13 protein-coding genes and 1 other annotated feature are annotated in these 13737 nt (G+C 54.2%); of the genes, 11 read left to right on the top strand and 2 right to left on the bottom strand.

The features are described from left to right. Positions 1–63: 63 nt before the first annotated feature. The 9 genes from PD282_RS25415 to PD282_RS25375 all read left to right on the top strand — a co-directional run bounded on the left by PD282_RS25415 (position 64) and on the right by PD282_RS25375 (position 9817). Positions 64–1389 carry an ABC transporter substrate-binding protein gene (locus tag PD282_RS25415; protein ID WP_274654384.1) on the top strand — a complete coding sequence of 442 codons (1326 nt, stop codon included), beginning with the start codon at positions 64–66 and terminating at the stop codon, positions 1387–1389. Positions 1390–1447: 58 nt separating this feature from the next. Then, entirely contained in the window at positions 1448–2419 is a 972-nt protein-coding gene (locus tag PD282_RS25410; protein WP_274654382.1) for an ABC transporter permease, read from the top strand. 11 nt (positions 2420–2430) lie between these two features. Beyond that, positions 2431–3327: a carbohydrate ABC transporter permease gene (locus PD282_RS25405; RefSeq protein WP_274654380.1), complete on the top strand. Its 897-nt coding sequence runs from the start codon at positions 2431–2433 to the stop codon at positions 3325–3327. Between the two features lie 93 nt (positions 3328–3420). After that, entirely contained in the window at positions 3421–5079 is a 1659-nt protein-coding gene (locus tag PD282_RS25400) for an extracellular solute-binding protein (RefSeq protein WP_274654378.1), read from the top strand. A 99-nt stretch (positions 5080–5178) separates the two neighbouring features. After that, positions 5179–6138 carry a sugar phosphate isomerase/epimerase family protein gene (locus PD282_RS25395; protein ID WP_274654376.1) on the top strand — a complete coding sequence of 320 codons (960 nt, stop codon included), beginning with the start codon at positions 5179–5181 and terminating at the stop codon, positions 6136–6138. After that, positions 6125–7006, top strand: a complete 882-nt coding sequence (locus PD282_RS25390; RefSeq protein ID WP_274654375.1) for a sugar phosphate isomerase/epimerase family protein — start codon at positions 6125–6127, stop codon at positions 7004–7006. The genes PD282_RS25395 and PD282_RS25390 overlap by 14 nt, the downstream gene beginning before the upstream one ends. Positions 7007–7044: 38 nt before the next feature. Further along, positions 7045–7977 (top strand): NAD-dependent epimerase/dehydratase family protein, encoded by a 933-nt coding sequence (locus tag PD282_RS25385; protein ID WP_274654373.1) that lies wholly within the window; start codon positions 7045–7047, stop codon positions 7975–7977. A gap of 420 nt (positions 7978–8397) precedes the next feature. Then, positions 8398–8784: a DinB family protein gene (locus tag PD282_RS25380; RefSeq protein ID WP_274654371.1), complete on the top strand. Its 387-nt coding sequence runs from the start codon at positions 8398–8400 to the stop codon at positions 8782–8784. Between the two features lie 118 nt (positions 8785–8902). Next, complete coding sequence (locus PD282_RS25375; RefSeq protein WP_274654369.1) at positions 8903–9817, top strand: VOC family protein; 915 nt, start codon at positions 8903–8905, stop codon at positions 9815–9817. Between the two features lie 143 nt (positions 9818–9960). On the opposite strand, the gene PD282_RS25370 is transcribed toward PD282_RS25375, so the two are convergent. Continuing rightward, positions 9961–10728, bottom strand: a complete 768-nt coding sequence (locus PD282_RS25370) for a DUF899 domain-containing protein (protein ID WP_274654367.1) — start codon at positions 10726–10728, stop codon at positions 9961–9963. Between the two features lie 271 nt (positions 10729–10999). Between PD282_RS25370 and PD282_RS25365 the strand changes: the two genes are divergently transcribed. Both PD282_RS25365 and PD282_RS25360 read left to right on the top strand, forming a co-directional pair. After that, entirely contained in the window at positions 11000–11563 is a 564-nt protein-coding gene (locus PD282_RS25365; protein WP_274654365.1) for a hypothetical protein, read from the top strand. Positions 11564–11680: 117 nt separating this feature from the next. After that, complete coding sequence (locus PD282_RS25360) at positions 11681–11974, top strand: DUF4367 domain-containing protein (RefSeq protein ID WP_274654363.1); 294 nt, start codon at positions 11681–11683, stop codon at positions 11972–11974. 110 nt (positions 11975–12084) lie between these two features. Here PD282_RS25360 and tyrS read toward each other — a convergent pair whose 3' ends face one another. Beyond that, a complete protein-coding gene (gene tyrS, locus PD282_RS25355; protein ID WP_274655463.1) occupies positions 12085–13362 on the bottom strand; it encodes a tyrosine--tRNA ligase in 1278 nt (425 codons plus the stop codon). 60 nt (positions 13363–13422) lie between these two features. Next, positions 13423–13644, bottom strand: a binding site (T-box leader). Positions 13645–13737 lie beyond the last annotated feature (93 nt).

Here is a 13737-nt window from a genome sequence, read left to right as displayed (position 1 = left end):
GTCAGAAGTACCGCATCGTGCAGAGCGCATTTTACGATTATCATCATTCATAGGAGGGCCACGATGAAACTGAAAACGGTTCAATCGTTAGCGCCGGTCTTGCTGCTTGTTTTGTTTACCACCGTTACCGCCTGCGGGATAATGCGTTCTCCGGCTGGCAGCCGGCCGGACGAAGCCCAGGTGGCGCCGGAAAAGATCAAGATGGTCATGTATGACTGGCTCAGGGAAGGTCAGCCGACGACCGGCATTTACAGCGAAGGGGTAGAGGAGTTCAACAAGAGACCCGATCTAGGGGCAACCGTAACGGTTCACCACATTCCGGGCACGCCGTATTATACGAAGCTGAAGGCGAGACTTGCCGCGAATGACGGGCCCGATCTGTTCATGAGCCACGCGGCCGGCGTTCTGCAAACGTATGCGGCCGCCGATCGGCTCCTTCCGCTGGACGATGCGTTTGCGCAGGACCCGGCATGGAAGGCGAGCTTTGCGCCCGGCGTGTTCGACCTGTTATCGTACCGGGATCACATTTATGCGGTTCCAACCTCCTTTGCCGCCGTCGCCCTGTTTTACAACAAGCATATTTTCGGGCAATACGGCCTGACCCCGCCGCGAACCTACGAGGAATTGCTGCATGTGATCCGGGTATTGAAGGCCAATCGCGTGACGCCGTTTGCGTTTGGCGCGAAGATGCCGTGGACGGCCGCACAATTCAGCGAGATGGTCGCAGACCGGATCGGCGGCAGCGAACCGTACGATGCCATTATGCACGGCGAAGGAAACTGGCTGCATCCGGCTTTTATCGAAACGGGGCGCGTGATGGAGCGGCTGCGCGATATGGGGGCTTTTCCGGATGCGTTTCTGGAACTGGATAACGATGCGGTGAACCTCATGTTCAAGCAGGGCAAGGCGGCGATGCTGGTGACGGGCAGCTGGGTGATTAACCAGATGATTGCAGAGGACTCGGAGGTGAAAGATGCGGTCGGCGTCGTCAAATTTCCTGTCTTCCCGAATGGCAAAGGAGATGCCGATACGTGGCTCGGGCAAACGTCGGTTAATTTTGCCGTCAATGCCGAAGCCAAGGACAAACAGGCGGCTGTCCAGCTGCTCAAGCTGTTCACGAGCGAGAAATTTCAGCGGAAGATCGCGGAAGAGGGCGATATTCCGGTCATCAAGCTGGAGCTTGATCCGAACCGGACGCCGCAGCTGACGAAACAGCTGCAGAAGGAGATGTCGACGATGAATCGGATGTTCATTTTTTACGATGTCGGGCTGGGACAGGTAATCGGCGACGAGTACAACAATACGATTCAAGCGATTCTGGCCGGAAAAAAACCGGAGGATGCGTTCGCGAGTCTGGAGACGTTCACGCGTCTGCACCGGGGCAGCTGATTCGAAGCCTCGCCACAGCCAAATTTGAAAGTGCTTTCGTTGTAAAAGGAGGGTAAATATGCCGGCTAATTCAGTTTCCGCGGAGGCGGCTTATTCCGAGCGTCCGGCCGCCATCCGCCGCAGGCGGCTCTGGAAACAAATCAAGCTCGACTATCAGCTCTACTTGATTCTCTCGCTTCCTTTCGCATGGCTGATCATTTTTCAATACGGACCCATGTACGGCCTGCAGCTGGGGTTCAAGGATTTTCATATTATGCAGGGCATTTGGGGCAGCCCGTGGGCGGGCCTGAAGCATTTTATCCGGTTTTTCGAGTCGTACCAGTTCGTCCGCACCGTCGGAAATACGCTGCTCCTCAGCGTTTACGAGCTGGTTGCGGGTTTTCCGATTCCGATCATTCTGGCGCTTGCCCTGAACGCCACCATGCGGACGAGGTTCAAGCAGGCGGTTCAGTTCATTACGTATATGCCCTATTTTATCTCAACGGTTGTCATGGTCGGGATTATCCTGCAGTTTCTCAATCCGCGAATCGGCATCGTCAATATTGCGCTGGGTCACCTCGGCATCGAGCCGATCAATTTTATGGGCGAGCCTTCCTTGTTCAAGTCGATCTATGTGTGGTCCGGCATCTGGCAAAACGCAGGCTGGGGTACGATTATCTACTTGGCGGCGCTCTCCGGCATCAGCCCGGAAATTCACGAGGCGGCGACCATCGACGGGGCGAGCCGGCTGCAGCGGATCTGGCACGTGGACCTGCCCGGCATCGCACCGACGATCGTTACGCTGCTGATCCTGCATATGGGGCAAATGATGGGCATCGGCTTCGAGAAAATTTATTTGATGCAGAACCCGTTAAACCTGGCCTCGTCCGAAGTCATTTCGACCTATGTGTACTCCGTCAGTCTTGCATCGTCGGCGCCGAACTACTCTTACGCAACGGCGATCGGCTTTTTTAACTCGTTCGTGAACTTGGTCCTGATCATGACGGTCAACCAGATTGCCAAAAAAGTCGGCGAAACCAGCCTGTGGTAGGAGGACGAGCGATGAAGGAATCGAAATTGGCGCTGTCCCGATCGGACAAAACCTTTTACCTGATCAATGATTTGCTGCTGCTGTTCGCGCTGCTGGTCGTCTTATACCCGTTGATTTACGTGTTTAGCGCTTCATTCAGCGGCAGGGAAGCCGTCGTCACGGGTAAAGTGGTTCTGTGGCCGGTCGATTTCTCGCTGGAGGGCTATGCGGCCGTCTTCCGCGATCCGAGAATCGTGCTCGGCTATACGAATACGGTCATCTACACGGTCGCAGGGACGCTCATCAACATCACGCTGACCATTATGGCCGCTTACCCCCTTTCGCGAAAAAGCATGGCCGGGCGGAATCTCATCATGTATATTTTCGCGTTCACCATGCTGTTTAACGGCGGGCTGATTCCCACCTATCTGCTGATCAAGAACCTGCATATGATCGACACGAGGTGGGCCATGCTGCTTCCGGCCGGGCTCAGCGTCTTCAACGTCATTATCGCCCGGACGTTCTACCAGACGAGCATCAGCCCGGAGCTGTACGAGGCGGCGGCAATCGACGGATGCTCGCACGTGAAGTTCATCTGGCATATCGTGCTGCCGCTCTCCAAAGCGATTACGGCGGTGCTCGTGCTGTTTTACGGCGTCTATCATTGGAATTCGTATTTTAATGCGTTCATTTTTCTGAAGAGCGACCATCTCTTTCCACTGCAAATCGTGCTGCGGGACATTCTGGTGCAGAACGATATCGACCCGACGACGATAACGGACCCGGAATCGATGATGCGCAAGCAGGGGCTGGCCGACCTGGTGAAATTCTCCATCATTATCGTCGCCAGCCTGCCGGTATGGCTTGTCTACCCGTTCGTTCAGAAGCATTTCGTCAAAGGCGTAATGATCGGGTCGATCAAGGGCTGATCGGCTGCGCCAACGATATAACCAGCCGATCCGTCCGCCTCAGGCGGGCAATCGGGATGATTATATAAACCAGATTGAAGGGAGAAATTGCATGTGAGAAAAAGGGTCTGCGGTTTATGGATTGTACTGCTTGCGGTCATGATGGCTGTAAGCGCCTGCTCGGGCTCGAAATCCGGCTCGTCTACGCAAAACGGCGGCGAAGGCGGCACCGCTGCGGAAGGGTCCAAGGACGGCGGCTCGGATCAGCTGGCCACGCTGACGGTGACGACGCCGCGCTGGCCGAACACGTTATCGTACGAGTACGGCCAGAACGACCTGACGACATGGGAGCAGGATCAAACGCATGTCAAAATCAAGTGGAACCTGTATCCGGACGCCGACAAGATCCAGAAGCTCAATCTCGAGCTCTCGTCCGGGGGCGATCTGGGCGACGTGATCATGGGGGATTTTGGCGCCGACAATTCCTTCCTGGCGACTTACGGCTCACAAGACGCGCTTATTCCGCTCGAGGACCTGATCGACAAATACGCGCCCAACATCAAGGAGCAGTTCGAGCAGTACCCGGATTTGAAAAAGTCGGTCACCGCGCCGGACGGGCATATTTACGGACTGCGGGAGCTCGGGGTCTGCTACAACTGCGACCGGGCGATGCGTTTCTGGATCAACTCGGATTTCCTGAAGAAGCTGAACATGAAGATGCCCACGACGACGGACGAATTGGAGCAATATTTGAAGGCGGTGAAGGAAAAGGATCCGAACGGCAACGGGAAAGCGGACGAAATCGGCATCACCGGGTCGCCTAAGAGCTGGTACGCCAATATCCATCAGTTTATCCTGCATGCGTTTACCTATTTTGACGGCGACGGCTTGTATGTCAAAAACGACAAAATCGTCGCCGCTTATGCAACGCCGGAGTGGAGGGACGGCCTGCGTTATTTGAACAAGCTTTACAAAGAAGGGCTGATCGATCCCGCGGCATTTACCAACGACGAAAATCAAATGAAGCAGACGGTCGAGCTGAATAACGGAGAGACGGTCGGCGCGGTGGCCGGCGGCGGGCAGCACGTGTTTGCGGCAAACGACGCCACGAGGCTGCGCTATCAGATCGTAATGCCGCTTAAAGGACCGAGCGGCTTCCAGAATGCATACCGCAACGATTACGGCGAGATTGGCTCGTACAAGTTTATGATTCCCGCATCGGTCAAAGACAAGGAAGCGGCGATCAAATGGATCGATTTTCAATACACCGCGGATGCGAACGCCAGAGGCCGTTATGGCACGCCGGGAGTCAATTGGGATAAGCCGAAGTCGGGCACGGTGGCGGCAAACGGCGGCGAAGCGCAATTCGAGATTATCGGCAGCGACATTTGGCAGGACCCGCAGAAAGCGCATTGGCACGGCGCCAACAGCATATGGCAGCGCTGGGGCTCCGACGCGCGCTCGAAGCTGCCCGCCGGTCAATTCGACCTCGAAACCTCGCTGTACGACGCAGCGAAAGGCTATGACCAATACGCGGAAAAGGTTTCCGTACCGAAGTTCTTCTTCGATCCCGATACCGCCCAGCAGTACAATCAGCTCCATCAGGATCTGAAGAAATATTATGAAGCGGCTACCGCCGACTTCATCGTCGGCAACCGGGATATCGAGAAGGATTGGGATACGTATCTGTCCGAACTGAAAAATATCGGGCTCGACCAATTCCTCAAGATTCAACAAACCGAATACGACAAGAACTGGAAAGGGAAATCGTAAGCGGCAATGTTATCGAAGCGGGGGGAACGATGAGTTCTCCCCGCTGCGGTGACGGTATGCCGATTCCTCATTTACAAATTCGGAAAGGACGGGGAACGAATGGCTGATCTGCTGCAAACGGACCGGAATGCGGGCACGAGGCTCCGTTCCATGAAAATCGGCGTGCAGGGCGGTTTCTATCCGGCGCCTGAAGGCATGCCGAAGGACGGCATTACGGAATGGCAAATCCGCCGGCTGGCCGCTTTGGGCTGCACGGTACACCAGATCGGATTCGGGCATCTGCCGGATGATAGGGGCAGGCTGCTCGAAATCAAGGCGCTGGCCGATTCGCTCGGCATGGAGCTGGAGCTTACCGCGCCCGGCGCCTTTGGCGTAAGCGGCCCCCATGCGGATGCCGAGGCCAGGTCGCGGTTCGTGAACGCGATCGGGGCGGCGAGTCTTCTCGGCATGCCGGTCGTGCGGACCGGCTACGGCCGGCTGAACGTCAAGACGAGCCGCTTCAACCGGAGCCTCGGCGTGCGCGAGCATCTGGACTCTCTGGTCCCGGCTTTGCGCGAGGCGGGGAAAATCGCGGCGGACGCAGGACTGGACCTCGCGGTCGAAAATCATTGCGATTTTACCGGGCGCGAGATGGCGTATCTGTTCGATCGGATGGACCTTCCGAACGTGGGAGCGGCGCTTGATACGGCCAACGGGTTTACGGTATTTTGCGATCCGCGGGACGATATGGAAGCGATGGCACCCTATACGTTTACGACCCATATGAAAGATATGGTCATTGTCGATATGCCGGTGCGCGGATATATTCCGATGACCGCGCAGGGGTGCGCCCTCGGAGAAGGACATGTCGATTTGTCGCTCGCCGTCGATCTTCTCGAGAAGCATAGTCCCCGCGCCGAAGGCCTGCACCTTTTGATCGAGCCGGGCTGGATGGCGTGGGACCCGGACCGGGACCGGTTGGAGCAGGAATACGACTATTTTGAGCGGGGAATCCGGTATATGAAGAATTTGCTTGAAGAGAAAATCAGGAACGCGGAGGAGAACCATGACGAAGCCTAACATCCGGATCGGGCACACGGCCATTACTTGGGATAACGACCAGGTGCAGCAGGCGATCGAAGCCATCGGCTCGTGCGGCTACTGGGGAACGGAAACGTTCGGCTGGGTGCTGGACGAATGGGAGCGCAGCGGACGCGATCTGCCGGAGGCCGTGCAGCGCAGCGGGCTGCAATTGACGTCCCTGTACTGCCATTTGGATCTCGTCGATCCGGGCAAGCGCGAGGACGGCATTCGGCAGGTGATGGAATGGGTCGAATTGTACAACAAATTTAACGGTCCCGTCGTCGTCATCGGCGGCATGATGCTGCAGCGCAGCGGCTTTGCCATCGCAGAGCATATGGACGCCATCGCAGCGACCTTAAACGAATTGGGCAGGCGGATAACCGATCAGGGACTGCTGTGCTGCTTTCATCCGCATACCGGAACACCCGTCGAGACGGAGGATGAAATTCACCGCGTCATGAACGCGGTCGATTCGAGTGTCGTCGCTTTCGCGCCGGACCTCGGTCAGATCGCCAAGGGAGGCTCCGACCCGTTCCGATTGATCAAGGAGTATTACGAGCTGATTCGCATGGTGCATGTCAAGGATTATATCGGCGGACCGGTACAGCGGGATGCGGAAGGAAAGGAAATCGATCCCACCGGATTTCTCGGATACACGCCGCTCGGCATGGGAGCTGTCGATATCCCAGGCATCCTCGGCTATTTGGAAGAGCGCGGGTACGGCCATTATGCCTCGGTCGAGCTGGACGGCAATCAGTGGAGCGCAACCCGCAAGGGTCATCCGATGATGACGCCGCTTGAGGCGATCGAGACGAGCAAACGTTACCTGCAGCGGCTCGGATACGACAACTTTCGGACCGTGTAACGGTTTGACCCGACTTAAAATAAGGAGTGAAAAAAACGATGACGGCAGCCCGAAACGTGCTGGTAACCGGAGGGGCCGGGCGTCTGGCCCGCTTTACCATCGATTATTTGCTGGAGCGCAATTATCAGGTGTCGGCGTTTGATGTCGTATCGCCCGATCCGGAGCATTTTCCGAAGGGAGTCCGGTTTATTAAAGGAAACTTGACGTCGCTCGAGGACAATATGCGCGCGATCCACATATCCGGTGCGGACGCGATTGTCCATCTCGGAGCCATTACGCACGATACGACGCTGCAGCCCGGACGCGTCCGCATTCAGCGCATGCCGGAAGACGAGACGATGCGGGTGAACGCGATGGGAACTTATTACCTGATGGATGCGGCCCGCCGATTCCATGTGAAGACCATCGTTGCGGCTTCGACGTACTATGTGCTCGGACTCGGTTTTCGAATCAGCGGGAGGCCGTTCCAGGTCGATTATTTGCCCATTGACGAAGAGCATCCGCTGCGGCCGGAGGATTCCTACAGCCTGTCCAAGCTCATCAACGAGGAAACGTTGAAGGCGTTCGGACTGGCCTACGGCATTCGGACCGTCGCCTTCCGCCTTAACGGCGTGGATTACCCGTTCCAGCGCGAGATGTACAAATATAATATTACGCCGGAAGCGCGTCCGGATCATGTCGGCGGGCCGATCGGCACAACGCATCAATATATCGATCCGCGCGATGCGGCGCAGGCATTCACGCTGGCGCTTGAGGCGACCAATCTCGATTTGTTCGAAGCGTTCTACCTGCATACGGACAGCAGGCACTGGGAGGATACGCGGACGGTCGTCGAACGCCACTGGCCTGATCTGAAAGAGATGGCCGCCCGCTTGGAAGGAACGGAGGGCCTTATTACGTGCCGCAAGCTGCGCGAGAAGCTGGGGTACGAGCCGCAGTATTCCTGGCGGAACCCACGGGACGATTTCTAAACCGATCGACAGGAATTATTTGCAAAATCGGAATGCTTTGTCGAACATGGTGCGAGGGGTGGGGGAAAACCTCTTTCAGGTGGTGCCCGATCGTAACAAAACGCAACATCGTATATGGACCACGACAGATATCGACGGAATACAACAATTTATGACATAATGCAACGGATCGCGACAGATTGCATAGACCACACTGATCGCGCAGCCGCGCATCGACTGGCTGCTTCCCGGATGGGAAGCAGCCTTTTTGAATTAAAGGTTCATAGGTTGAAGAAAACGGTCTGAGAGCCATGACGGCCGCGAAAAATCAGCCTTTTGGAGGGGCTGGTTTTTGTTAAAATAAAACCAATTTCTTCCGTTTTTTGTGATACTTTCATGGTAATATAGATGCATCACATCAGCGAAAGAGGGGATGAGCCGATGGATGAACTTCGTTATCCGATCGGGAAATTTGCGCCCGTTCAAGATCCGACTCCAGAACAGCGGAACAGATGGATCGAGGAGCTTGTGAGAACGGGAGAGATCCTTCGGTTGACGGTGGCAAACCTGACCGAGGAACAGCTGCGTTCTCCCTACCGTCCAGGAGGCTGGACGATCCGTCAGGTCGTTCACCATATGGCTGATAACGGTATGAACGCCTTTATTCGGTTCAAAAGAGCGCTGACGGAGGATCATCCGGCAGCAAGTTCATACCGGGAGGATGTGTGGGCGGAGCTGAGCGATTATCAACTGCCGCTTGAACCTTCCCTGAGACTCTTGGAAGCCGTGCACATTCGTTTCGCCGCTTGGCGCAAATCGCTTCGCTGAAGCAACGTATGGGATGGTAAATAAAGGAGCAATATTTTTCAGCAATCGATAAGAAATGGAAACCGAACAATAGTGGTACACTAAATAAAAAATGAATCGGAAGATTAGGGGGAATACGATGACAAAAACAATCCAAACCATCGTTCCGCATTTATGGTATGACAAGGAGGCGAATGAAGCGGCGGAGTTTTATACTTCCCTATTCCCGGACTCCGCAATTACGAATCGAACAACTCTCCGCGACACTCCTTCCGGCGACTCCGATCTCGTCTCTTTTGAGCTGTGGGGCCAGAAGTTTATGGCAATCAGCGCAGGTCCATTTTTCAAGTTCAATCCGTCGGTGTCTTTCATCGTTCATTTCGACCCATCTCGAGACAAGGACGCGAGCGAACACATCAATCAGGTTTGGAACAAATTGTCCGAAGGCGGCACGGCGTTAATGCCGCTCGATAAATATCCGTTCAGTGAGCGGTATGGCTGGATTCAAGATAAGTATGGTTTGTCCTGGCAGTTAATCGTTACCGATCCGGAGGGTGAAGAACGGCCTGCGATCATGCCGTCGCTCATGTTTACCGGCGATAAATGCGGCCAGGCGGAAGAAGCGATTCATTTTTATTCATCCGTATTTCAGAACTCAAAGCAGGGCCTGATGGCCCGTTACCCTCAAGGCATGGAACCGGACAGAGAAGGAACCGTCATGTTCTCTGATTTCATGCTTGAGAATCAATGGTTTGCCGCAATGGACAGTGCGAGAGAGCATTCCTTCAGCTTTAACGAAGCCGTCTCTTTCATGGTTTATTGCGACAATCAAAAAGAGATGGATTACTATTGGGACAAGCTCTCGGCGGTTCCCGAGGCCGAGCAATGCGGCTGGCTGAAGGATCGGTTTGGACTGTCCTGGCAAATTGCGCCGAGCGAGATGGACGAGATGATGGGCAAGGGGACGCCGGAGCAAATCGCGCGAGTAACGAAGGCTTTTCTTAAAATGAAAAAATTGGATCTTGCGGAGCTGCAAAGAGCATTCAAGGGATAATGTAGGTCACTTGGCTGCTCGGTGCATGGCAGGTCCCTGGCGACATAGAAAATGCCCTTGCCGTTTTTCGGCGGTCAAAGGGCATTTTTTTCTTCATGATGGAAGCTTTACGTCTGCGGGTTCGGCGTGCGGCGGTCGGCGGTTCAATCCGAAAAACTTGGGTTCGAGCCGCGAACTGCGCTCGCGCGTCCTTGCGGTTCTTCCCAATTTTCTTGCCGGCCGAGCGCAGTCTCATCCAGGAAATAATAAGCCCCGCCAGCCTGTTCGAGACCGCGGGCGTAAACGGAGTAGGTGTGAAAAACATCGTCTCCGAACCGGAGAAAACAGCTTCGTCCCGGTAACTCGATGGACTTCCCCGTACCGACTTGTAATGGCTTGCCCAACTGCTCGTACTCCGCCTTGGTCCGGTAATTGTACTCGACCGGAGCGACACGCTCGTCCAGCGTAACGTGGAAATCATAATTAAAGTCGTTTCCGTGTGAGGAGTACCAAGGGAATCGCCAGCCCTTCCGAGTCTTGTAGGCTTCTATTTTTTCCAGTGGAGCGCGTGAAATGTAAACGAAAGCGGTGTCGCGGGCATGTAAATGTTTAAAGAGGCCGTCGGACATTTCGTCAGCGCCGGCCGAGCAGCCCGGGCAGCCCCTCTCCCAGCTCGGATCGAACATAAAATGGCCGACGATGAGCTGAGAACGGCCGTCGAACAAGTCCGGCAGGCTGACTCTGCCGTCCGGCCCATCGAAGACGTACGTTTTTTCAATTTTAACCATGGGGAGCCGGCGCCGCGCAGAATTCAATGCATCTCTTGCCCGGGTGGCCTCCTTCTCTTTGATTAGAAGATCCTTGCGGGCAATAAGCCATTCTTCTCGGGATACAATTTGGGGAAATTGAATATTGTGTGCGTCTTCCGCCATTTCGATCTGCTCCTTTCCTATTTTTCTTAAATGGTATCACTTAAAGCGGCACAGCGTTTCTTCTGGATTGCTCAAATAATTCGGACTTCCCAGTATGCGGATAAGGAAAAATTTAAAAATTCGGGATTCATCCTGCCAAGCGTTTTATGAGAACGCTCGTTCCATCGATTAAATCCGGCGGATTGCTGTTCAGAAAAACTTCGCAATGAAGAACAATACTCAGGGCAGAATATAGGGAGAAAGAACCAACGATAAAATGGAGGTTGCACGATTGAAAAATCGCTGTATTTTGCCGGCTGCTGCTTTCATTATTTTTGTTATGACTTCTTGTACGACCAATAACATTGTGTTTGAACCCATAAACCGAATACTACAGATCGAAGATATTGCTTCCATCCAAGTTGTCGGGGGACCCCCTAGAACTAAACCCTCGCCTTTATATAAATTCTCGGATGGGACTGGAAAAGCTCTAATCACAAAAATTGGAGGCTGGATTAATTCTTCGGTTCCTCTCGGGACTCAACCCGATTATGGCAGGCACGGATACCCTAGGATTTTAAAAATTCAATTCAATGCAGGGAAACCCATTTTCGTTGAGCCCGGCTACAAGTGTATTAAGCTCAAGAAATCTCCGGCTGATATATACATTCCCGAAACACAAACTGTTACAATTAAAAGTTGTGGCGCAATAAAAGACGAGATTGTTCTAAGCAGCGTCTCAATAAACTTGCGAGCAAAATCCCCCGAACTATATGAATGGCTGATTGAGGGATGGAAAACAGAACATAATAAACCATCAATTCCAGTTGAAGTGATGGATTACAAGAACAGATGATTTCAAGGCGAGCGTACTTTTTAAATTAGGAAAAGAACCCGAATTAATTATGGAGGGATTATTCTGTTTAAATGGATATTTTCACTCGTCTCTATTACATACTGTCGATGGAATCAAATGAACTCGTTATTGCATCGGGCGAGCCGATGGCTGGTTAAAATCAAAAGAGAAGAAACCATTATCGATGTTCGTAATAAAACGAGTAAAACCAGAACTGTGGTTGAGAATTTTAAATTTGATTTAAGTGGGGAGAAAGCTAACATAAGCGGAGTTGAAGCGAGATTTGTCCCTTGGGTTCATAACAAACCCGGGGGATATTTACGATGGGTACAAGATGGGACTTATTTACAAATGGACAGTGGAAATTTAAAGAAGGAAAAAATGAGTGAGATTGCAAATTCGATCAATTGATAAATAGATCAAGATAGTACCGTGAACTACCTATAAAGTCCCTTACCATGCCAAAATAAACTGGCCTTGCTGCGGCAAGGCCAGTTGGCTTGGTGCGGGAAGGCCGGTGTTTACGGCTCGCAGCGCACCAGGAAGTAATTCTTTTTGCCGCGGCGCAGGACGATGAACTTGCCGTGCAGCCGCTCGCCGGCGGTGATCACGGCGTCCGCAGCGGTCGTTTTGACGCCGTTAACGTGCACAGCGCCGCTCTCGATGTCCTGCTTCGCCTGGCGGCGGGAAGGCGCCGCCTTCGTCTCGACCAGCAGGTCGATCAGGCCGATTTCGGTCCGCCCGGACAGCACGGTGGTCGGCATATCCTGCAGCGCCTCGACCAGCTCTTCCTCTTTCAGCTGGGTAACGTCTCCGGAGAACAGCGCCTGCGTAATGTTCTCGGCGCTGACGAGCGCGTCTTCGCCATGCACCAAACGCGTAACCTCGCGGGCAAGCTCCCGCTGGGCGATTCGCTTTTCGGGCGCCTGCTTCAGCTCCTCTTCAAGCGCCTCGATCTGATCGCGAGTCAGGAAAGTGAAGTATTTCAGAAACTTGATGACGTCGTTGTCGTCGGTGTTGATCCAGAACTGGTAGAACTGGTAGACCGACGTTTTGCTGCGGTCCAGCCACACGGCGCCCGATTCGGACTTGCCGAATTTCTTGCCGTCGCTCTTCGTTACGAGCGGGAGCGTCAGGCCGAAGGCGCCGCCCCCGCCCATTTTGCCGATCAGGTCGAGGCCCGCCGTAATGTTGCCCCATTGGTCGCTGCCGCCAACCTGCAGGGTGACGCCATGATCGACATGCAGCTTGTAGAAATCGTACGACTGCAGAATCATGTAGCTGAATTCCGTAAAAGAGATCCCGTTCGCAAGGCGCGAATCGACGGAATCCTTCGCCAGCATATAGTTGACCGTGAAGTTTTTGCCGATATCCCGCAGGAACGTGATCATATCCAGCGGCGCAAGCCAATCGTAGTTGCTCACGAGCTTGGCCGGATTATCCTTGCGTTCAAAATCCAGAAAGCGCGTCAGCTGCCGCTTCAGACTTTCCGTCCACATCGCCACGGTATCCGCCGTATTCAGCGTACGCTCCGACGAACGGCCGCTCGGATCGCCGATAAGGCCCGTGCCGCCGCCGACCAGCGCGATCGCGTTATGTCCCGCCTCCTGAAAGCGGCGCAGGATCAAGATCGGCAGCAGGTGCCCGATATGCAGGCTGTCTGCCGTCGGGTCGTAGCCGCTGTACAGCGTGACCCGCCCTTCCTTCAGCTTTTTGTCCAGCCCTTCGCGGTCCGTCACCTGGTAAATCAGGCCGCGGTACTCCAAATCCTCCAATAGATCGACGCCTGCTGCTGTCATATTCGCCATACCCCTCTTACCTCCGATAGGATAAAAAATAAAAAACGCCCCTGTCTCAAAGACAGGGACGAGTTCTCGCGGTACCACCCTCATTGAGCATGCCTCGGCACGCTCCGCTCAATCGGATAACGGCCGACCGCCGTCTCGTCCTTCTGCGCGCGGCAGTTTCGGACCGGGATGCTCCAGGACGTAATTCACCTTCGCACTTGCACCGGCTCGCACCAGCCGCCGGCTCTCTGGGACAACGTGTCGAAAGCTACTGATTCCCTTCCAAGCATGTATAACCATTCGTTTGCAATACTGTACACAATTTTACCCGGATTTGTCAACCGCCATACCTTCAGCATTTGAGTGAAGTGAAACGATCAGGCCAAG

The organism is Paenibacillus humicola (assembly GCF_028826105.1).
Classification (GTDB): domain Bacteria; phylum Bacillota; class Bacilli; order Paenibacillales; family Paenibacillaceae; genus Paenibacillus_Z; species Paenibacillus_Z humicola.
Note: the sequence above shows the minus strand (reverse complement) of the source record. Positions and strands in the feature narration are given on the sequence as shown.